General features: G+C 66.8%; 20 protein-coding genes. 9 read left to right on the top strand and 11 right to left on the bottom strand.

What is annotated here, in order from left to right; translation table 11 throughout:
• Positions 1 to 38: 38 nt before the first annotated feature.
• Both hemH and DT603_RS11450 read left to right on the top strand, forming a co-directional pair.
• Complete coding sequence (gene hemH, locus DT603_RS11455; protein ID WP_162350025.1) at positions 39 to 1,040, top strand: ferrochelatase; 1,002 nt, start codon at positions 39 to 41, stop codon at positions 1,038 to 1,040.
• 2 nt (positions 1,041 to 1,042) lie between these two features.
• Entirely contained in the window at positions 1,043 to 1,888 is an 846-nt protein-coding gene (locus tag DT603_RS11450) for an alpha/beta fold hydrolase (protein WP_343037756.1), read from the top strand.
• Between the two features lie 91 nt (positions 1,889 to 1,979).
• Here DT603_RS11450 and DT603_RS11445 read toward each other — a convergent pair whose 3' ends face one another.
• The 4 genes from DT603_RS11445 to ttcA all read right to left on the bottom strand — a co-directional run bounded on the left by DT603_RS11445 (position 1,980) and on the right by ttcA (position 5,477).
• Positions 1,980 to 2,765: a YgjP family zinc-dependent metalloprotease gene (locus DT603_RS11445; protein ID WP_162350024.1), complete on the bottom strand. Its 786-nt coding sequence runs from the start codon at positions 2,763 to 2,765 to the stop codon at positions 1,980 to 1,982.
• A 116-nt stretch (positions 2,766 to 2,881) separates the two neighbouring features.
• Positions 2,882 to 3,295 (bottom strand): hypothetical protein, encoded by a 414-nt coding sequence (locus DT603_RS11440; protein ID WP_162350023.1) that lies wholly within the window; start codon positions 3,293 to 3,295, stop codon positions 2,882 to 2,884.
• Between the two features lie 316 nt (positions 3,296 to 3,611).
• Positions 3,612 to 4,517: a recombination-associated protein RdgC gene (locus DT603_RS11435; protein WP_162350022.1), complete on the bottom strand. Its 906-nt coding sequence runs from the start codon at positions 4,515 to 4,517 to the stop codon at positions 3,612 to 3,614.
• A gap of 87 nt (positions 4,518 to 4,604) precedes the next feature.
• Positions 4,605 to 5,477, bottom strand: coding sequence for a tRNA 2-thiocytidine(32) synthetase TtcA (ttcA, locus tag DT603_RS11430; protein WP_162350021.1), 873 nt, complete (start codon positions 5,475 to 5,477; stop codon positions 4,605 to 4,607).
• 96 nt (positions 5,478 to 5,573) lie between these two features.
• On the opposite strand from ttcA, the gene DT603_RS11425 reads away from it, so the two are divergent.
• Both DT603_RS11425 and DT603_RS11420 read left to right on the top strand, forming a co-directional pair.
• Positions 5,574 to 5,780 (top strand): DUF465 domain-containing protein, encoded by a 207-nt coding sequence (locus DT603_RS11425; RefSeq protein ID WP_162350020.1) that lies wholly within the window; start codon positions 5,574 to 5,576, stop codon positions 5,778 to 5,780.
• A 198-nt stretch (positions 5,781 to 5,978) separates the two neighbouring features.
• Positions 5,979 to 6,707 (top strand): N-acyl amino acid synthase FeeM domain-containing protein, encoded by a 729-nt coding sequence (locus DT603_RS11420; protein WP_162350019.1) that lies wholly within the window; start codon positions 5,979 to 5,981, stop codon positions 6,705 to 6,707.
• A gap of 3 nt (positions 6,708 to 6,710) precedes the next feature.
• Here the strand turns inward: DT603_RS11420 and plsB are convergent, their stop codons facing one another.
• The 4 genes from plsB to DT603_RS11400 form a co-directional block, all read right to left on the bottom strand.
• Positions 6,711 to 9,350, bottom strand: coding sequence for a glycerol-3-phosphate 1-O-acyltransferase PlsB (gene plsB, locus DT603_RS11415; protein ID WP_162350018.1), 2,640 nt, complete (start codon positions 9,348 to 9,350; stop codon positions 6,711 to 6,713).
• A 46-nt stretch (positions 9,351 to 9,396) separates the two neighbouring features.
• On the bottom strand, positions 9,397 to 10,320 hold the full coding sequence (locus DT603_RS11410; RefSeq protein WP_162350017.1) for a hypothetical protein: 924 nt from the start codon (positions 10,318 to 10,320) through the stop codon (positions 9,397 to 9,399).
• A gap of 263 nt (positions 10,321 to 10,583) precedes the next feature.
• Positions 10,584 to 11,297: an orotidine-5'-phosphate decarboxylase gene (gene pyrF / locus DT603_RS11405; RefSeq protein ID WP_343037753.1), complete on the bottom strand. Its 714-nt coding sequence runs from the start codon at positions 11,295 to 11,297 to the stop codon at positions 10,584 to 10,586.
• Positions 11,294 to 12,208 (bottom strand): 5'-nucleotidase, lipoprotein e(P4) family, encoded by a 915-nt coding sequence (locus tag DT603_RS11400; protein ID WP_162350015.1) that lies wholly within the window; start codon positions 12,206 to 12,208, stop codon positions 11,294 to 11,296. The genes pyrF and DT603_RS11400 overlap by 4 nt, the downstream gene beginning before the upstream one ends.
• Before the next feature lie 110 nt (positions 12,209 to 12,318).
• Between DT603_RS11400 and DT603_RS11395 the strand changes: the two genes are divergently transcribed.
• Positions 12,319 to 12,975, top strand: coding sequence for a YceH family protein (locus tag DT603_RS11395; RefSeq protein ID WP_162350014.1), 657 nt, complete (start codon positions 12,319 to 12,321; stop codon positions 12,973 to 12,975).
• Between the two features lie 8 nt (positions 12,976 to 12,983).
• Here the strand turns inward: DT603_RS11395 and DT603_RS11390 are convergent, their stop codons facing one another.
• Together DT603_RS11390 and DT603_RS11385 are read right to left on the bottom strand one after the other, a co-directional pair.
• Complete coding sequence (locus tag DT603_RS11390; RefSeq protein ID WP_162350013.1) at positions 12,984 to 13,370, bottom strand: hypothetical protein; 387 nt, start codon at positions 13,368 to 13,370, stop codon at positions 12,984 to 12,986.
• A gap of 121 nt (positions 13,371 to 13,491) precedes the next feature.
• Entirely contained in the window at positions 13,492 to 15,477 is a 1,986-nt protein-coding gene (locus DT603_RS11385; protein ID WP_162350012.1) for a UvrD-helicase domain-containing protein, read from the bottom strand.
• Between the two features lie 170 nt (positions 15,478 to 15,647).
• On the opposite strand from DT603_RS11385, the gene DT603_RS11380 reads away from it, so the two are divergent.
• Both DT603_RS11380 and DT603_RS11375 read left to right on the top strand, forming a co-directional pair.
• Positions 15,648 to 16,445: a sel1 repeat family protein gene (locus DT603_RS11380; protein ID WP_162350011.1), complete on the top strand. Its 798-nt coding sequence runs from the start codon at positions 15,648 to 15,650 to the stop codon at positions 16,443 to 16,445.
• A gap of 116 nt (positions 16,446 to 16,561) precedes the next feature.
• On the top strand, positions 16,562 to 17,185 hold the full coding sequence (locus tag DT603_RS11375; RefSeq protein ID WP_162350010.1) for a thymidine kinase: 624 nt from the start codon (positions 16,562 to 16,564) through the stop codon (positions 17,183 to 17,185).
• 24 nt (positions 17,186 to 17,209) lie between these two features.
• Here DT603_RS11375 and DT603_RS11370 read toward each other — a convergent pair whose 3' ends face one another.
• Positions 17,210 to 18,046, bottom strand: coding sequence for a proteasome-type protease (locus tag DT603_RS11370; RefSeq protein ID WP_162350009.1), 837 nt, complete (start codon positions 18,044 to 18,046; stop codon positions 17,210 to 17,212).
• A 117-nt stretch (positions 18,047 to 18,163) separates the two neighbouring features.
• On the opposite strand from DT603_RS11370, the gene DT603_RS11365 reads away from it, so the two are divergent.
• Positions 18,164 to 19,345, top strand: a complete 1,182-nt coding sequence (locus DT603_RS11365; RefSeq protein ID WP_162350008.1) for a class I SAM-dependent methyltransferase — start codon at positions 18,164 to 18,166, stop codon at positions 19,343 to 19,345.
• The gene (locus DT603_RS11360; RefSeq protein ID WP_162350007.1) at positions 19,333 to 19,734 is read left to right on the top strand and encodes a VanZ family protein; all 402 of its coding nucleotides are present in this window, start codon (positions 19,333 to 19,335) and stop codon (positions 19,732 to 19,734) included. Before DT603_RS11365 ends, DT603_RS11360 begins: the two co-directional genes overlap by 13 nt.
• Positions 19,735 to 19,739 lie beyond the last annotated feature (5 nt).

The raw sequence follows: 19,739 nt of genomic DNA, 5'->3' as shown, positions 1-19,739 counted from the left end.
GCGGACGAGGCTCGCAGCCCTTCTGTCATCATGTGGACATGCACCAAGCCCCCGATAGCCCGCCACGGATTGCACTGGTGGTCGCCAATCTAGGTACCCCCGATGCGCCCACGGCCAAGGCCGTGCGCCGTTACCTGGCCGAGTTCCTGCACGACCACCGGGTGGTCCAGCTCAGCCGCTGGATCTGGTGCCCGCTGCTGCATTTCGTGATCCTGCCGCTGCGCGGCCCCAAGGCGGCGCGCAAGTACGCCAGCGTGTGGTTGCCGGAAGGTTCGCCGCTGGCGGTCTACACGCAGCGGCTGGCCGCCGCCATGCAGGCGCGGCTGCCGGCGTGGCGGGTGGTGCATGCCATGCGTTATGGCCGGCCGGCGTTGAAGGAGGAATTGAAACGGCTGCGGGAAGAAGGATTCCAGCGCGTGGTGGTGCTGCCGCTGTACCCGCAGTATTCGACCACCACCACCGCTTCCATCCGTGACGTAGTGGATCGAGAACTCGAACTGCAGCGCGGACTCCCGGGCGGGTCCGGTGCCATGCCGGTGACCATGGTCGATGACTACTCCATGGACGCGCGCTGGGTGGTCGCAGTGGCCGATTCGATCCGCAGCTGGCGCCAGCGGCATGGCAGCGGCGAGCACCTGCTGTTTTCCTTCCACGGCCTGCCGCAGCGCATCGCCGATGCCGGCGACCCGTATCCGCAGCGCTGCGAGGCCAGCGTCAAGGCGATCACCGCCGCCCTGGGGCTCGGCGCCGACGAGTGGACGCTGACCTACCAGTCGCGCTTCGGCAAGGAGCGCTGGCTGCTGCCTTCCACCGATACGATGCTGCAGCACCTGTCCACGCGCGGCCTGCGCCGGGTCGACGTGGTGTGTCCCGGTTTCGCGGTGGACTGTTTGGAAACGCTGGAAGAAGTGGCGATGCAGTTTGCCGAAGGGTTCACCGAACAGGGCGGCGAGCTTCGCTACATCCCCTGTCTCAACGATTCGCCGGAACATGCCGAGGCGCTGGTGGCGCTGGCCCAGCGCGCCGAAGCGCGCCGGTGACAATCCCGGTCGAGACCGGCTTCGAGGTCCAGCTGGGTCGCCTGGCCGCCCTGCGCAGCGGGTCACCGGGGCAACCCCGGGTGCTGGCCCTGCATGGCTGGCTGGACAACGCGGCCAGCTTCGCGCCGCTGGCCGCCGAGCTGCCCGGCCTGGACCTGGTGATGCTGGACCTGCCCGGCCATGGCCGCAGCGCGCACCTGGCCGCCGGCGCCGACTACACCTTGTCGGTCACCCTCAACGCGATCCTCGACGTGGTCGATGGCCTGGGTTGGGAAAGCTTCGCGGTGCTGGGCCATTCGATGGGCGCGGGCATCGGCAGCATCCTGGCCGCCTCGCTGCCGCAGCGTGTCCGGCGCCTAGTCGCGATCGAGGCACTGGGCGCGCTGGCCGAAACACCCGGGCGCACCGCCTTGCGCCTGCGCCAAAGCGTGGCCGACATGCGCGCACTGCCCGGCAAGAAGCTGCGCGTGTTCCCCGACCTGGCCGCCCCCATCCGTGCGCGCATGCAGGCCAACCAGCTCAGCGAAGCCAGCGCCCGCCTGCTGGTCGAGCGCGGGGTGGTTGCCGTCGAGGGCGGCTACGCCTGGAGCAGCGACCCGCGCCTGACCCTGCCGGCGCTGCAGCGCATGACCGAAGAGCAGGTCGCCGACCTGGTCCGGGGCATCGAATGCCCTGCGCGCGTCGTCTTCGCCGACCCGGCGCAGAGCTACCTGCCCGATCCGCTGCGTCGTGCCCGCGCAGCGTTGCTGCCCGATGGCGAACTCTTCGTCATCCAGGGCAACCATCACCTGCACATGGAAAAGCCGGCCGAAGTAGCGCAGGCCATCGGCGATTTCCTCAACCGCTGATGACCGGCCGGTGGCGCTCAGCCGCCGTCTCGCATGCAATGTTTGCTCATCCGCTCGCCCCTGTAGGCGCAGCGGAGACCGAAGCTGGCGTCTACCGGGATGGAGTCGCCAGCAGGGCGCGCAGGCTCGCCTTGAGGCCGCGACCGTGGGCATGGAAATATTCCCGCTCATCGCGCCATTCGGGAAAGCGCGCTTCCACCTCGTGCCAGAACCGCGGCGAGTGGTTGGCATGGATCAGGTGGCACAGCTCGTGGACCAGCACGTACTCGAACGCCGACGGACGCCCCAGTACCAGCGCCAGATCCAGCGCCAGCGAGCCATCGGGGCTCAGCGAGCCCCATTGCGAGGACATCACCTTCAAGCGCAGCCGGGCCGGGCCGCGCGGCAGGCCAGGCAGGTAGCGGGGCAGCCAGCGGCCGATATCGGCGCGTGCTTCGGCCTCGTAGAACTCCCTCAGCGTGCGCTGCAGGGTGGCGTCGCTGGCCCGGCCCGGCAGATGGAAATGCAGGCCGTGCTCATCGCGGGTCAGCCGTGAATAGCGGCCCTCGTGCCAGGCCAGCGGAAGCGTGGCGCCGCGCAGCGGCAGCTCTGACGTCACGTTGCGCGCCAGCACCGCCGCGTTGTCGTCGCCGGCGTACTTGTCCAGTTGCAGTGCCAGCCACTGGCGGTGTTCGTGCAGGAAGCGATCGCCCGAGACCAGGCTGGCGCGCAGCGGCAGGGTCAGGCGCGCACCCCGTTCGTCCACGCTCAGCTTGATGCGCTTGGCGCGTGGGTCGCGCACACGCTGGACTTCCAGTTGCTGGTCGGGCAGTTGTACCAGCACGGTATCGCGCTCGATGGAAGGCGAGGGCTTGAGCAGAAGACGGCGCAACGACATGCCGCAAGTATGCGGCCATTGCCTGTGAAAACGCCCGCCGCGGGCAGGGGGCGCGGCGGCGCTGGCATTACCGGGCAGCGGAGCCCGTTGGCCCTGTGCCGCCGCGGTGCATCGAACTACCTGCCGGAGCTCATCTGCAACGGCATCGTGCGCAGCGCGGCGACCGTGTCGAACGGCAGGAGCGCGTTGCTGTCGGGTACGAGAATGGCAACAGCGCGAACGCGGGGGTTGTCGCGCCGGACGAGCGCCAGTTCGGCTTCACCGCGCCAGTGCGCCAGCAGGGTCTGGCAGCGACGCGCCAATCTGGCTGAATCAGCCGCTTGGGCAAAGGCAGCGTCGGTGCAGGTGCTGGCGAAGCGTTGGCCGCTGGGGGTCATTATTCCGGGCACCCGCAAGGATTCGCTTGCGGAAACAGATTGGGCCAGGGCCAGGGGCGGTGCGAGGGACAGTGCCAGCATTGCGAGCTTGAGCATTTTCATGTGGATTCCTTCCTGGTTGGGGTGGTTTCGACCAAGCCGCAGACCAGCCATCTGACCGGCATGCACCGACTATACGACCCGTCGCGCCCGGTCGTCGCAGTCCACTGCCGCGAGCATGTGCCCCGGCGCGTGGCCCACAGGGAGGATTGCCCTGAATACCGTGCAGGGACAGCAAGCGAAGGCTCGCTGTGGTCGGGGGCGGCCAGGCGCTCGGTGCGCTGCGCCGTTGCCCGCGGCTATTGGGATGGCAGGCGTTCGCAAAATCAGCATCCAGGCCCTTGGCTGCCGGCCAGTTCAAACCCGGCGTCAGGGTCCGGCACCTGGCTGGCCATGGTGGCAAGGCCCCGGACTTGATGCCGTCGCGAACTCAGGCTTCGGCCTTGCTCAGCTTCAGCGCGCTTTCGAGCACCACGAACAGCCGCTTTACTTCGCCACTCATCAACGCGAAGCGCGCGTCCAGTTCGGCACGCAGGTCCTCGCGTTCGGTGTTTTCCAGCTGGTCGACCGCGCCATCGAGGAACTTGAGCTTGCGCACGATCAGGTCCTCGCCGAGCACGAACGACAGATGGTCATCCAGGGTCAGGGCCAGCTTGGTGACCTGCTTACCCGATTCCAGGTGCTTGGCGATTTCGTCGCCCTGCAGGTCCTGGTTCTGGCACTTGACCACGGCGCCGCCTTCCATCGCGTCCTTCATCTCGCATTCCTCGCCCAGGGCCAGGCCCTCGGGCAGAGGCTCGCCGGCGATCCAGCCGGTCAGGATCGAGCGCGGCGCCACTTCTGCATTCAACGGCAGGGCCGGGAAACTGCCCATCGCATGGCGGATCTCGGAGACCAGGTTCTCGGCGCCCTTGCGCGAGGAACTGTCCACGGCGATGAAACCGTGCTCCAGGTCGAGCAGGGCGTCGGTGCGCGAGGGCTTGACGAAGGCGCGCGGCAGCAGCTCGTGCACCAGGTCTTCCTTGATCCGCTTGCGCGTGCGCCCACCGGGCTTGCGGCCTTCCTTCTGTTCGATCTCGGCCAGCTTCTTGCCCAGCAGGTCGTTGACCACCGACGACGGCAGCAGGCGATCCTCGCTGCCCAGGGTCAGCCAGATGGATTCGGCGACGCGATGCGAGATTTCCTCGGAATCGCGCCCGAACGGCGACACGAAACCGCGCGAGGAAAGTTCAAGCGCACCCACCGGCTTGAGCGGCACTTCGGCAAGCAGGCTGTCGAGCTGGGAGAAATCGAGGGTGGTGGGGAAGCGGAAGAAAGTCAGGTTGCGAAAGAACATCAGGAATCCGGTGGTGAAAGGGGAATGGAAAAAGGGGGAAAGAAAAGGACTACTCGGCGCGGTCAGCCTGGGTGGCTGCGGGTCCAGCTAGGCGTGCGGTGATGCGCCGGCAGCCGGATGATCGGGGTCCTGTTTCGAGGACAACCCCAGGAAATCGAACAGCTTCGGATCGGCCAGCTGCGAAGGTTCCACCCGGGCCAGCGCGCGCGCGATCTGGTCGATGCGGCCGGGCGTCGCGGCTTCCCACGCCGCCATCATGTTCTGCACCTGCCTGCGCTGCAGGTTGTCCTGCGAGCCGCACAGGTCGCAGGGAATGATCGGGAAGGCCATGGCCTCGGCGTGCGTGGCGATGTCCGCTTCGCTGGCATAGGCCAGGGGCCGGATCACCACATGCCGGCCATCGTCGCTCAACAGCTTGGGTGGCATGCCGCTGAGCTTGGCGTGGAAGAACAGGTTGAGGAAGAAGGTGGCCACCATGTCGTCACGGTGATGGCCCAGTGCGATCTTGCTGAAGCCATGCCTTGCGGCATGTGCGTACAGCGCCCCGCGCCGCAGCCGCGAACACAGCGAACACATGGTGCGGCCTTCGGGGATCACCCGGCTGACCACCGAGTAGGTGTCCTGCTCGATGATCTGGAACGGCACGCCCAGCGACTTCAGGTACCCGGGCAGGACGGTGGCGTCGTAGCCCGGCTGCTTCTGGTCCAGGTGCACGGCCACCAACTCGAAATCCACCGGCGCCTTCTTCTGCAGCTGCAGCAGCAGGTCCAGCAAGGTGTAGCTGTCCTTGCCGCCGGACAGGCAGACCATGACCTTGTCGCCGTCCTCGATCATTCCGTAGTCGGCGATGGCCTGGCCGACCAGGCGACGCAGGCCGTCGCCGCCTGCGCCAGCGGCGCGAACGGAACCTGGGTGGGGGAAGCGGGGTGCCAGAAGCGGTTGTGCCGATGCGTTGTTCATGCGAGCGGCCATTGTACCCGCCGCCCGCCGCGCTCCGACCCGCGCCAGGCCACGGCTGCGGTGACGTCGACGCCAGCGCCGGTGTAGGCTGGACCGGTGGAATCCCTCAGCCTTTCCGAGATAACCCGCCGCGTGTCCGAGCTGAAGCTCGAGCACCGCAACCTCGACGCCGAGATCGACCGGCTGGTCGCCGACATCCAGGGCGACGAGATAGCGATCAAGCGCCTGAAGAAGCGCAAGTTGTGGTTGAAGGACTGCATCTCGCGGCTGGAAAGCGCGCTGATTCCCGACGAGCCGGCCTAGGTTCCGCAACCACGGGCTGACACCGGCCCGGCCCGCGCATGCAGTTCACGCATGCCGTTGCTTTCTGACGCGATGCGTCACTCCTGAGTACGGTCCGGTCCGGTCTGCGAGCGGCCGGACCCCCTGTCTTCAAGCCTGGACCTGCATTGGCGCGATGTTTGCGTGACCCAATGCGCATTCCCGCTCTGCAGGATCCAGGTGAACGAGCACGCTGTGCACACGCCGGTACCGACCGTCGCTCCCGAGGGGGGTGTTCGCGGCGTGCCGCGCGCGGACTGGCGCGAGCCGGGGGCATCGTTGCGGGCCCGACGCATCTACCCGGGCGAGTCCCTGGGCGACGTGCAGCGTCTGCGCCGCGAGGTGTACTTCCAGGAGCAGGGGCGCGATGACCAGCGTCGCAGCCGGCGCATCGCCGACGGCCTGGATGCCAGCGGCACCGTGGTGGTGGTCGAGGCCGGCCTGCAGGCCGCGGCCACGTTGCGCTTGCATGACTTCGCAAGCCCGGCGGTGCAGGTCGAGTACGGCCGCCTGTTCGAGATCGACCGCTTCGCCGAAGCCTGGCCGCCTGAGCGGGTGGCGGCGTGCACGCGTTTTGCGGTGCAGGCCGACCAGCGTGTCAAGGCGGTGGTCGACGCGCTGATGGAGGAGATGTACCGGCACGCGAGCGAGAATGGAATCCAGTTCTGCCTGCTCGCCTGCGAGCCCTTCCTGCATAGCGTGTTCGAGCACTACGGCTTCCGCGAGTACCTGCCTCCAGCGGTGTTGCCGAGCGGTGTGGCCTTGCTGCGCATGGTCCTGGTGGTCGACGACGCGCTGCTGCTGCAGGAGTGCGCCTCGCCGTTGTACGGCCTGGTTAGCAATGCTGCCGCCGGCCATGCCGCCAGTGGCTGGCTGATGCGCGCCTTCCCGGAGAACAGCGCGATCTGAGGATCAGTCCTGCGACGTGGGCTCGACCTCGGGCCTTGCCGCTTCCGGACTCACGCGCTCGATGGTGTGGCGCAGCTCGCGGCCGAGGATGACCTTGGCGTCCTTGGCCCAGGCATCCAGGCGCTCGTCGAACACCAGCTTGCTGTTCTGGTCGGGCCATACCAGTTTCAGCTCGCGCAGCTTCTGGATGAAGCCGCGGAACAGCGCCTTGTCGAAGAACTCCGGGGCGGCCGGTGCGTACAGCAGGCTCAGGCGCTGCGCCGCCTGCTGGCACAGGCTTTCCAGTTCCGCGGTGCCCAGCACGCCGGGGCCGTTCTTCACCAGCACCGAAATGGCGATGTAGTAGCGCTCGAACGCCTGCTGCAGGGAGTGGCCGATGGCGCGCAGGCGGAACACTTCGTCGGTCTGGCCTGCGTTGCGCTGCAGGATGCCGCCGGCGTCCTCGTTGACCTGTTCCAGCAGGCCTTCGCGCACGAAGACCTCGATGGTCCGGTCGATGCGTTCGGCGAACTCGTCCTCGGTCCAGGGCAGGAACAGTTCCGCCTGCAGGAACGGGTACAGCGAGCGGCCCAGCTTGATCACCCGTCCGCGCGCCATGCGCCGGTTGCTCTGGAAGCAGCAGGCGATCCACGCCGCGGCGGTGAACAGGTGCAGCACGTTGTTGCGGTAGTAGCTCATCAGCACCGCGGTGTCTTCACTGACCACGTCCAGCACGTCGCCCAGCGGATGCTGGATGCGCTGCAGGACGTTGATCTCCACGCCGTGGGCGATGATGCGTTCGGGCGTGTGCGGGGTGATGGTGACCCGGTCCGAATACGGCATTTCCGACAGCAGCGTCTTGCACAGCTCGATCTGCGCGATGAGGTCGGCCTCGCCCATCGCGTGCTTGGGCGTGGACAGCAGGGCCAGGGCCAGCAGGTTGATCGGGTTGACGTCGGCGGCGGCGTTGATGCGCACGTTGATCTGCTCGGCCAGCGCATCGACGGTGTCGGACAGCCAGGCCGGCTTTTCTTCCTCGCCCAGGGCCTCGCCGTCCCATTCGGGTGCGTGCCTGGCCAGCATGTCGGAAAGCGAAATGACTTCGCCGAAATTCACCACCACCTGGCCGTAGTTCTGCCGCAGCACCTTGGGGATGCTCCACAGCACCTCCCAGATCGATTCCTTTTCCTTGGGGCGGCCGCTGAGTTCGTCCAGGTAGCTGGTGCCTTCCAGCAGCTTCTCGTAGCCGATGTAGACCGGCTGGAACAGCACCGGGCGCTTGGGCTGGCGCAGGAACGCGCGCACCGTCATGGTGATCATGCCGCCCTTGGGCTGCAGCAGGCGGCCGGTACGCGAGCGCCCGCCCTCGATGAAGTATTCCAGCGAATAGCCGCCGGACACCAGTTGCGCCACGTACTCGGTGAACACCGCCGAGTACAGCGGATTGCCGCGGAAGCTGCGGCGCATGAAGAAGGCGCCCCCCTTGCGCAGCAGGGTGCCGACCACCGGCAGGTTGAGGTTGATGCCGGCGGCAATGTGCGGTGGCACGATGCCGCGTTCGTACAGCAGGTACGACAGCACCAGGTAATCCATGTGGCTGCGATGGCAGGGCACGTAGACCACTTCGTGACCGGGCGCGGCTTCCTTGAACTTGTCCAGGTGGTGGACCAGCATGCCGTCGAAGATGCGGTTCCAGACGTGGCTCAGCAGGAAGCTGGCCGAGCGCACCGCCGGGGCCGAGTAATCCGCAGCCACTTCCCAGGCATAGGCGTGGGCTTTCTTCCACGCGTCCTCGGGCTTGATGTTGTCGCGCCTGGCCTGCGAGGCGATCGCCTCGCGCACCGGTTCGGCGGCCAGCACCTGGTCCACCAGCAGGCGGCGCGTCGACAGGTCCGGGCCGATCACCGCTTCGCGGATGCGATGGAAGTGGGTGCGCAGCACCCGCGAGAGTTTGCGCACGGTGCGTTCGGGCGGCAGGTCCTCGGCAATGCTGTCGCGAATCGAGACCGGCGCGGCGAAACGCACGATGGTGTCGCGGCCGTTCAACAGGATCGCCAGAAGCCGGCGGAAGCGGCCGACGATGGCCCAGTTTTCCGAGAACAGCACCGAGAACCAGCCGCTGGCCTTGTCCGGCGAGCGGCCGACGAAGATCGACACGGGCACCAGTTGCACGTCCAGCTCGGGATTGGCGCGGTGGGCCTGCAACAGGCGCGCCAGCGACCCGGAGTGGGTCTTGCTGCTGCGCGGCTCCGGCGCCTTCAGCACGCCGAGCGGCGAGGGACCCGCGTTGCGTCGTGACAGGGCCACATAGGCGCGCTTGCGCCCCAGCGGGTCGCCCGGCAGCGGCGACAGCGGCGAAGGCATGCCGGCATCGCGGCAGGCGCGGTCCAGGATCAGCGCGTTGGACAAGCCGTAATCCTCCAGCACGTAGCAGACCGGCCGCGCGTCGACGTACTGGCGCGGGTCTTCCGGTTCGATGCTGGGCGTCAGCCAGGGATCGGCCAGCTTGCTCATCAGCGCGGCCCACAGCGAGCGCTTGACCGGCCGTGCAGGTGGACGCGGAGGCGCCAGCAACGGATCCAGCGGCGGCGTGGGTTCCGGGGCGGGTTCGGGCGACGGTGGCGGCGGCGCGTCGGGGAACGGCAGGGAATTCTGTTCTGGCATCGGCGACATTATGGCCCAGGCGCCCGTTTGGCCCCGGGTGCGGCCATCAATCGGCCTTGGCGGCAGGGACCGGCAGGATTTCGGCCGCGGCCGTTTCGCCGGCCGGCGCTGCCAGCGCCTGTTCGGCCCGGCGCAGGTGGTCGCTCAGGTACCAGCGCCCACCACGCCGCTGCAGGCTGACCACGGTATCGATCCTGCGCCGACCCAGCGGATAGGCGATGCGGACCCGGGCCAGATCGCCCTTCTGCTCGACCAGGGTGGTGTCCAGTTCGGCCAGGCTGCGGTCCAGCGGCAGCCCGTAGTCCGCCAGCACCGCCTTGGCCTGGGCCAGGAACGGCGAAAGCCGGTGCAGGCTGCCGGTCATGCCGGCGTCGTGGAAGCTCTGGGCCGTGCTCAGGCCGGTCCTGCGCGCGGCCGCCACCAGTGGGGGAATGGCCGCGGCACCGCGCTTCGGATCAGACAGTGGCGCGCGTTCGGCCCAGTCCCCCAGGGCCGCGATCACCTGCGCGTAGTGGACGCGTTCCTCGTCGGTGAACACACCCTCGCGCTTGACGTACTGCACGCCGAACAGGCCCAGCGAACGGGCCGCGTCCTTCAGGTCCTTGCCCTGGTTGGCGAAATTGCGCTTGAACCCCTGCTGCAGGGTGCGTTCGGCATCGGGTGCGGCCAGGGTGGTGAGCAGCGGCTCCAGCTGGTCGTCCAGCGGCAGTTCCGTCAACGGCCAGCGGCTGCGTCCGTCGCGCCAGGCGGATTCCAGACGCGCGTAATCGGCTGCCGGCACGGCATCGCGGGCGAACCCTTGCAGGTCGTTGTCATGCAGGTGTCGGGCCAGCTGCCTGACGGCTGCCTCGGGACCGCTGGCCACCACCGGCGGCGGCCTGGCATCGGGTTTGCAGCCCGTCAAGGCGCCCAGCGTGCACAGCAGCAGGGCGAGCAGGCTTGTTGTTGGCGAAGCTAAACGTGGCGGCATGATCAAGGCGTCCCCAATCCAGCCGCATGGTGCTGGCTGCGAAGGTCGTCCACAAGTACCGCCATCACGCGCAGTGCCGGCCGCCAGCATAAAAAAGAGGCCGTGTTTCCTTGCGGAACCAGAGGGCCTCTGAAGCCGGCCGAAGCCGGTAGACATTGTTGTGGCACATTTCCGGCCAAGACCGGACGCGGCCATCTTAGGTCGCGTAAAAAGTTAATGCAACACTTCAATTGAATTGCTGCAACTGTTTGATTTGCTTCAGCTTACCCGATGATTTCCCGCTGGATTGCCTCCGCGGCTGCACGGGGGTCGGCGGCCAGGCTGATCGGCCGCCCCACTACGATGGCATCAGCTCCAAGCTCGAATGCTTCGGCGGCACCCACCGTGCGCTTCTGGTCGTCCCCCGCCCGACCCCCGGGACGGATGCCTGGGCAGACGATGGAGAAACCGGGGCCGCAGGCCTGGCGGAGAGGCGCTGCTTCCTGGCCCGAGGCGATCACCCCATCAATCCCGCACGCCTGCGCCGCCAATGCGCGTTGGACGACGATAGCCGCAGGATCGCCGGAAATGCCCATCTCATGCAGGTCGTTGGCATCCATAGAAGTGAGCACCGTCACCGCCAGCAGGCGCAATTCACCGGTACGGGCCTCGGCGGCGGCCTGCATCATGCCGGCATGCCAGCCATGGATCGTGGCAAAGGTCACTGGCCAGCGTGACAGTCCGCGGATGACGCCGGCCACGGTGGCGGGTATGTCGAAGAATTTCAGGTCGACGAAGATCTTCTTGTCGCGGCGGGCCAGTTCGTCCAGCACGGCGAAGTAGTCGCCGGACGCCAGCAGCTCCATGCCGATCTTGTAGAAGCCCACCGCATCGCCGAGGCGGTCCACCCAGTCCAGCGCCTGCTCGCGACTGGGGGCGTCCAGCGCGAAGATCAGGCGGTCACGCGGCGCCAACTCGAGTTTGGCGCGCGCCGTCACGGTGCGTAGTCCAGCGCGGCGCGCTTGTCCTGGCGCCGCGCTTCGGCCGGCTTGGCCCATTCGTTGTTAAACAGGGCCGGCTCCCATGAACCATAGGTGGGGTTGGGCAGCATCCACCAGCGTTCGCCGAACCAGTCGTTGTATTCGTCATACAGGCTGTCGCGGCCCTGGCGGGTATTGACCTGCACCTCGACGAAGTCGCCGATCTGGTCGCCAAACTGCATCAGCACCCGGTACTTCTGCCCGGCCAGTTTGCGCCGGCAGTTCTTCTCGCTGCCGTTCTGCTCGCAATCCTTGACGAAGGTGCCCAAGCCCAGGAACACGCTGTCGTCGGCGACTGGCAGGCCCGCGGACTTCAGGTTGGCCAGGGTCGCTTCCTTGAGATGCTCGGCACGATTGGAGATATAGAGGATCGTCACGCCCTTGGCGGAGGCGGCTTTGGCGAAGTCCACCACTCCGGGTACAGGTTTGGCCTTTTTTTCCGCCACCCATTGCGCCCAGGTCACCTCGTCGTAATCGGCGCCGTCGCGGATCAGGCGTGCCTGGTAGGGCGAGTTGTCCAGCACGGTCTCGTCGACGTCCATGACCACGGCCGGCTTCAGGCCGGTGGCGGCGTTGCCGCGCTCCTCGGGCACCAGCGCGTCCCAGTTCTTTTCCTTCAGCGCCTTGTCCAGCTGCTCGGCGGCGGCGCGGTAGGTCTGCTCACTGAGCGCGCGGTATTCCACCGAGGTCTGGACCCAGGCCACGGCATTGAGGTTGTCATGCGCTGACACGACGCTTGCTGGGGCCGGCGCCGCCGCCTTCACGGGCGCGGCGGCGGTCGTGGCCGGGGCGGGGATGACCGGCGCTTCGACGCGCTTGCATGCGCTAAGTGGAAGCAGGACACAGGTGGCAAGCAGCAGTCGGCGCATGGGAGATCTTCGACGTGGAAAGGGCGCAGTTTAGCGGCTGCCGATGACGGTCGGCGCTTGCGGCGCTGCCCGGTCCGCTATCCTTGCGCGCTGTTCAAGAGGTAGCGCATATGGATACGACCCACGACGAGACCGCACTGGTGCTCACCCTTGCCGAAGCACGTGTGCTGGGTTGCCTGATCGAAAAGGAAGCCACCACGCCCGATGCCTATCCCCTGACGATCAATGCGGCGCTGGTCGCCGCCAACCAGAAGACCGCGCGCGACCCGGCCATGGCCCTGAACGTCGGCGATGCGAGCCATGCGTTGCGCCAGCTGGAACAGAAAGGCCTGGCCAGGCAGGTGTTCTCCTCGCGCGCCGAACGTTACGAACACCGCGCCGACAAGACCCTGGACCTGTCCCGGCAGCAACTCACGCTGGTGGGCCTGCTGCTGCTGCGCGGGGCGCAGACGGTGCATGAACTGCTGGCGCGCAGCGAGCGCCTGGCCACGTTCAATGATGCCGACGACGTGCGCCACCATCTTGATCGCCTGATCGCGCGGCAGCCGGCACTTGTCCAGCAGATTCCGCGCGGTCCGGGCCAGCGCGAGGACCGCTACGTGCACCTGCTCAGCGGCGCGGTCGACGTGGCTGCGGTGACGGCGAGGATCGCGTCCTCGTCCTCCCCGGCTGAATCAGCCTCGCCGGCGCTGGAAGCGCGCGTGCAGGCACTGGAAGGCGAAGTGGCCGAATTGCGCGCGGCCATCGCCGCGTTGACGCAAGCCTGAGTCCAGCCTCAGGCCGGTCGCCTGCTGCTGCGTAGCAGGAACAGGCTGCCCAGCAGCGTGCCGGCAAGCGCAACCGCCAGGCCGGTGCCGGCCGCCACGGCCAGGTCCGCCGGCCACAGGTCGTTGGCGCCGGGATGGGTGGAGCTTTCCACCAGCAGGCGCGCCAGCACGGCGCACGGAATACTGGCGGCGATCGACAGCCACACTTTCCAGAACCGCGCGATCCCGAACGCGCGCGCCAGCATCGCGACCACGCCTACGGCAACCAGGCCCGGCCCGTACAGGGATTCGGGCAACGAGACCTGCGGGTACGGAATCTGCCAGTAGCGGAAACCCACGCCGACAAAAGCGATGAGGAAGGCGATCAGCAACCAGGCAGGACTGGATCGGGTCATGGGATTCGCGCGCGGTCAACGAGGGCGTCCAGCGTAACGCAGCGATGGTGGCGGGCCGTATCGGCCCATGAAAACCGACGCACGACGCGCCATCAGAGCCGCAACGAGGATCAGGCCGTGCTCAGTCGAACAGGGCCTGGATCGCCGCCAGACCGGCGCTGGCGCGTTCCTTCTTGCTGGCTGCGTCCAACTCGGGGTCGGCGCCGTCGCGTTGCAGCTCCGCCTGCGGCAGTTCATCCAGGAAGCGGCTGGGCTTGAGCCTGAGGCGATCGCCGAAGCGGCGCGTTTCGCGGCTGTGACTGAGGTACAGGCCCTGCTTGGCGCGGGTGATACCCACGTACATCAGCCGGCGCTCCTCGGCCAGGTTGCCTTCCTCCAGGCTCATCTCATGCGGCAGGGTGCCGTCCTCGCAACCGATGATGAAGACGTAGCGGAATTCCAGGCCCTTGGCCGCATGCAGGCTCATCAGCCGCACCTGGTTGCCGCCATCGTCCTTGTCGTTGCGCGAGAGCAACGCCAGTTGCGCGGCCAGGTCGCCGGCGTTGCCGCGGCGCTCGTTGCCGCTGGTGTGCTCGAACCAGTCGGCCAGTTCATCCAGGTTGGCGCGGCGGCGCGCGAACGAGGCATCGTCCTTGCATTGCGCGCGCAGTTCGGCCAGCAAGCCCGAACGTTCGGCCAGGCGGCGCACCAGGTCGGCCGCCGACAGTTGCGCAGATTGCGTGCGCAGGTCGCGCAGGATATCTACGAAAGCGCTCAGCCCGTTGGCCGCGCGTGGCGTGAGGGCTTTCAGTGCGCCCATCGACTCGGCGGCGCGCGACATCGGCAACTGCGCGTGCTGGGCCATTTCCGCCAACTTGGCCAGCGAAGTCGCACCGACTTCGCGCTTGGGCGATTGCACCGCGCGCAGGAAGGCGGCGTCGTCGTCCGGATTGACCACCAGGCGCAGCCACGACAGGGCGTCCTTCACTTCCTGGCGTTCCAGGAAGGCGGTGCCACCGGTGAGGTGGTAGGGGATGCGCAGCAGCTGCATCGCCTTTTCCAGCGGCCGCGACTGGTGGTTCCCGCGGAACAGGATGCAGAAATCACTCCACGCCGCGTCGCGCGCCACATGCAGGTAGGAAATCTCGGCGGCGACCTTCTCGGCTTCGTGCTCGTTGTCGCGGCATTCCCACACGCGGATGCGGTCGCCGTCGGGCTGGTCGCTCCACAGCTTCTTGGGGTGTTCGTGCGGATTGTTGGCGATCAGCGTATTGGCCGCGCGCAGCACGCGGTTGCTGCAGCGGTAGTTCTGCTCCAGCTTGATCACCTGCAGGGCCGGATAGTCCTGCGCCATCTGCAGCAGGTTGTCCGGGTTGGCGCCGCGCCAGGCATAGATGCTCTGGTCGTCGTCGCCCACGCAGGTGAAATCACCGCGCGGGCCGGCCAGCATCTTCAACAGCCGGTACTGGGCGTCGTTGGTGTCCTGGCACTCGTCCACCAGCAGGTAGCCGATGCGCTCGCGCCAGGCCAGGGCGATCTCATGGTCGTTTTCCAGCACCTGCACCGGCAGGCGGATCAGGTCGTCGAAATCCACCGCATTGAACGTGGCCAGCCGCGCCTGGTAGCGCGCGTACAACTTGGCCGCTTCCAGCTCGCGTGTCGTTTTTGAGGCAGCCAGTGCTTCCTCTGGCGAGAGCCCCGCATTCTTGGCCCGCGAGATCAGGTTCTTGGCCGCCTCGATCGCGTCATTCTTGGCGCCTGGCATCAGGTCCTTGATCTGGGCATTGCTGTCGTCGGCATCGAAGATGGAGAAGCCGCGCTTGAGGCCTACCGAGGCATGCTCGATCTGCAGGAACTTCAACCCCAACGCATGGAAGGTGCACAGGGTCAGACCTTCGGCGGCATCGCCCCTCAGGCGCTTGCCCAGGCGCTCGCGCATTTCCTTGGCGGCCTTGTTGGTGAAGGTGATCGCGGCGATGCGCTTGGCCGGTACGCGGCCCGAAGTGACCAGGTGCGCGATCTTTTCGATGATGACGCGGGTCTTGCCGCTGCCCGCGCCTGCGAGGACCAGCAGGGGACCTTCGCAGTGCCTGACTGCGTCGCGTTGGGGAGAGTTGAGGGAGTTCATGCAGGAGCCGTCGTATATGCCATCAGTTTACAGACATTGGGTGAAGTACCCGCCTAAGCTTCGCCCCACAAGGAGCACGCGGCGACGAACTGCCGCCCGCCGACGTACTCCTGGTTACGCCCATGGAACGGGGCCCGGTAATGACTGCCACATGACGAAAGGAACTCCGTATGAAGCTTCATCAATTCACGCTGCTGGCGTTGGCAATGGCCTCGGGGCCGGTGCTTGCCGGAGTGGCCGAGGCACCGCCTCCCTTCAAGGCCGAGCTGGAACAGCCGATGGAGCGTCCCAGGCAAGGTAATTACGTCGGCGAAGCGGGAATCCCGGCCAATGTGATGACGGAAGGCTTCCTGTCGGCGCATCCGGACTTGCGCTGGCGGCGCGAGGCCCTGCACGCCTACACCAACAAGCGCTACGACGAGGCCATGCAGTACTTCCTGCGTTCGGCGCGCTATGCCGACAAGCCGGCGCAGGCGATGATCGCCGAGATGCACTGGAAGGGCATTGGCGTGCCGCAGGATCGTGCACTGGGCTACGCATGGATGGACCTGGCTGCCGAGCGCTTCTATTCCAATTTCGTGATCAAGCGCGAACAGTACTGGGGGACATTGTCGGAAGCAGAACAGCGCGACGCGATCGCGCGCGGGCAGTCGCTGCTGGTGGAATACGGCGACGCGGCGGCCAAGCCGCGCATGGCCAAAATCCTGCGCAAGCAGCGCATGACCTCCGGCAGCCGCGTCGGCTTCGTGGGCAACCTGCAGATCATCCCGTTTACCGGCCCCGACGCGGGTAGCGGCATGACCATACGCGGCGACGAGTACTACGCGCCCAAGTACTGGCGTGCAGAGGAATATTTCAAGTGGCAGGACGAGGTATGGGATGCCCCCGGGGCACGCAAGGGCAAGGTCCAGGTTGGCGAACTCGAGAGCGCGGACAAGCCAGCGCCTGCGGCCAAGGATCCGCCATGAGCATGTTCTTGGATGTGGCGCAAGGAGCTGCATTGTCGTGCCTGGCTCGTGCCAGGCAGAAGATGAGGGCTGCCAGCGACGGTGACCGGCCGACGGCTCGGCGATAGAATCGCCGGATGGCCAAGCTCTATTTCTATTATTCGGCGATGAACGCCGGCAAGACCACAACCTTGCTGCAGTCGGCGCACAACTACAGCGAGCGCGGCATGCGGGTGGCGATACTGACGCCCAAGCTGGATCATCGCGCCGGCAGCGGCGTGGTGGCTTCGCGGATCGGATTGAGCGCCGAGGGCATCGCCTTCGAGCGCGGCACCGACCTGGAGCACCTGGTCCATGCCGATATCGCCAGTCACGGTAAGCTTGATTGCGTGCTGGTGGACGAAGCCCAGTTCCTGTCGCGCGCACAGGTCTGGCAACTCAGCGAGGTGGTGGACAACTTGCGCATCCCGGTGCTGTGTTACGGATTGCGCACCGACTTTCGTGGCGAACTGTTCGAAGGCAGCCAGTACCTGCTGGCCTGGGCCGACGAGCTGACCGAAATCAAGACCATCTGCCACTCGGGAAAGAAAGCCACGATGACTGTGCGCGTGGACGAGCAGGGGCGTGCGGTGCAGGACGGGCCGCAGGTGGAAATCGGCGGCAACGAGCGCTACGTGTCGGTCAGTCGCGCCGAGTACAAGAAGATCGCGCGCGGTGAAGGCAGCATCGACCCGATGCAGACCGCATTGCCGTTGTCGTGACCGGTTGGCGCCGAAGCCTGTCGGCTACTGCTGTTGCCCCGACGCATCGCCGGGGTCCGGCCTGGGCGCGACCCGCCGCGGCGGCAGCGCCGGGACCGATGAAGAGGCCTGCTCCTCCTCGGCACGCGCCGGCTCCCATGGAAAGCGCGGCAGGCTGTGCACGGCGGCCTCGAGCTTGCGCGACCAGGTTTCGTGGATTTCCGAATACAGCGGTGTGTCGCTTTCCATGCGCATCTTCTGGGTGACCTTGAGGTCGCCGGCACGGATCAGGGCGATGTCGATCGGCAGGCCGACCGACAGGTTCGAACGGATGGTGGAATCCAGAGACACCAGCGCGCAGCGCGCCGCATCCTCCAGCGTGGTCTGCGGGCGCAGGATGCGATCCAGGATCGGCTTTCCGTACTTGGATTCGCCAATCTGCAGATAGGGAGTTTCGGGCGAGGTGGCGATGCAGTTGCCCAAGGGATAGATCATGTACAGGCCGGGGCGCTCGCCGTCGATCTGACCGCCCAGGATCAGGGTGGATTGCACGCTGACCCCGCTCTGCTGCGCCTCGTCCTTCATCCTGATCTGGCTGGCGACCAGTACTTCGCCCACGTATTCAGCCACTTCGTACAGGTGCGTGAACGTGCGCAGGCTGCGCGTCGACCTGGCATCTTCGGCGTCGTGCATCAGCCGCGAAATGGTGAGCTGGGTCGTGGCCAGGTTGCCGGCCGACATGATCACGAAGACCCGGTCGCCCGGGTACTCGAAGATGTGCATCTTGCGGTACACCCGCACGTCGTCGAAGGAAGCGCTGGTGCGCGTATCCGCCGCGAAGACCAGGCCTTCGTCCGTTTCTATGCCGACGCAATAGGTCATGTGGCTGTTTGTACTGCCATTGTGCTGTGCACCAACGATTCTATGCGGGCCACCTGTGCTTGGCTAGCGCGCATGGCCGACGCGTAAGATGGCGCACCCGCTCCCCGCCATCGTCCGATGCCCGAACTTCCCCTTCCCGATCCCGATGCAGCCCGCCACAGCGACGCCCTGACGTCCCTGATTGGTGAAGAAATCGCCGCTTCCGGTGGCACGCTGCCGTTCTCGCGCTTCATGGAGCGCTGCCTGTACGCACCGGGCCTGGGTTATTACAGCGCCGGCAGCACCAAGTTCGGCGCTGCCGGTGATTTCGTCACCGCACCCGAGCTCGGCCCGTTGTTTGCCGGTTGCATGGCCGAGGCAGTGGCGCCGGTATTGCGGCAGCTGGGGCCTGAAGCGGAGTTCGTGGAAATTGGCGGCGGCAGTGGCGCCTTCGCCGAGGTCATGCTCAAGCGCCTGCTGGCGATGGATGCGCTGCCCGCGCGGTACGCGATCCTGGAACCCAGTGCGGACCTGCGTGAACGCCAGCGTGAGCGGCTGGGTCGCGGATTGATTCCGCCGGTGTTCGACCTGGTCGAATGGCTGGATGGCCCGCCCGAACCGGCGTGGAACGGCGTGCTGTTCGCCAACGAGGTGATCGATGCGTTGCCGACCTCGCGCTTCACCCTGCACGAAGGCGAAGTCTTCGAGGAACATGTAGCGCTGGATGGGCAAGGCCACTTCCTCCGCACTGACCGGCCCGCCGATCCCTTGCTGGCCGCTGCCGTGCGCCATCTAGAGCGAACGCTGGGCTACACCTTCCCCGATGGCTATCGCTCCGAGATCCTGCCGCAACTGCCGTACTGGATCCAGGCGGTGATGGGCGGGCTGGACGCCGGCGCGATGCTGTTCGTCGATTATGGTTACCCGCGCCGCGAGTTCTACCTGCCCCAGCGCGACAACGGCACGCTGCGCGCGTTCTACCGCCATCTGGTCCACAACGATGCCTACCGGTGGCCGGGCTTGCAGGACCTCACCGCATCGGTTGATTTCACCGCGCTGGCCGAGGCGGGCACGCAGGCCGGCTTCGACCTGGCCGGTTATTGCAACCAGTCCAGCTTCCTGCTCGGCAACGGCCTGCCGCAATTGCTGGAGGACGCCGAGTCGCGGGCCAGCGAGATCCAGTTGCAGAAGCTGCGCAACGAGGCCAAGACCTTGACCCTGCCCAGCGAAATGGGCGAGCGCTTCCAGGTGATGGGGTTCGCGCGCGATGTCGAATTGGGCGCGTCCTTCCTGGCCGGTGACCTGTCATGGCGGTTGTGAGCACGGGCCTCAAGCCGCTGCGGTGGCCGCGAGTGTGGGTGGGGCTGTGGTCACTGGCGGTAGTGGCGTTGGTCGTGATCTGCCTGGTGCCGCTGGACGGGTTGCCGCCGTTGCCTGAAAACAGCGACAAGGTCGAGCACCTGCTGGGATATTTCAGCTTGTCGGCGGCGGCGGTGCAGTTGTATCGCGGCCGCCTGCTGTGGCAGGCCGCCGCGGCGCTGGTGGTGCTGGGAATCGCCATCGAGTTCGCGCAGGGGATGACGGCTTACCGGTCGGCCGATCCAGTCGATGCGCTGTTCAACTCGCTGGGCGTGGCGCTTGGCATGGCCATGGCGTTGACGCCATGGCGCGACCTGTTGCTGCGCATCGAGCAGCGCCTGCCCGGGTAGGCGCG

Origin of the sequence: Pseudoxanthomonas gei, assembly GCF_010119615.1 — a bacterium.
Classification (GTDB): domain Bacteria; phylum Pseudomonadota; class Gammaproteobacteria; order Xanthomonadales; family Xanthomonadaceae; genus Pseudoxanthomonas_A; species Pseudoxanthomonas_A gei.
The sequence above is the reverse complement of the archived record's forward strand: the minus strand, read 5'-3'. Positions and strand labels throughout refer to the sequence as shown.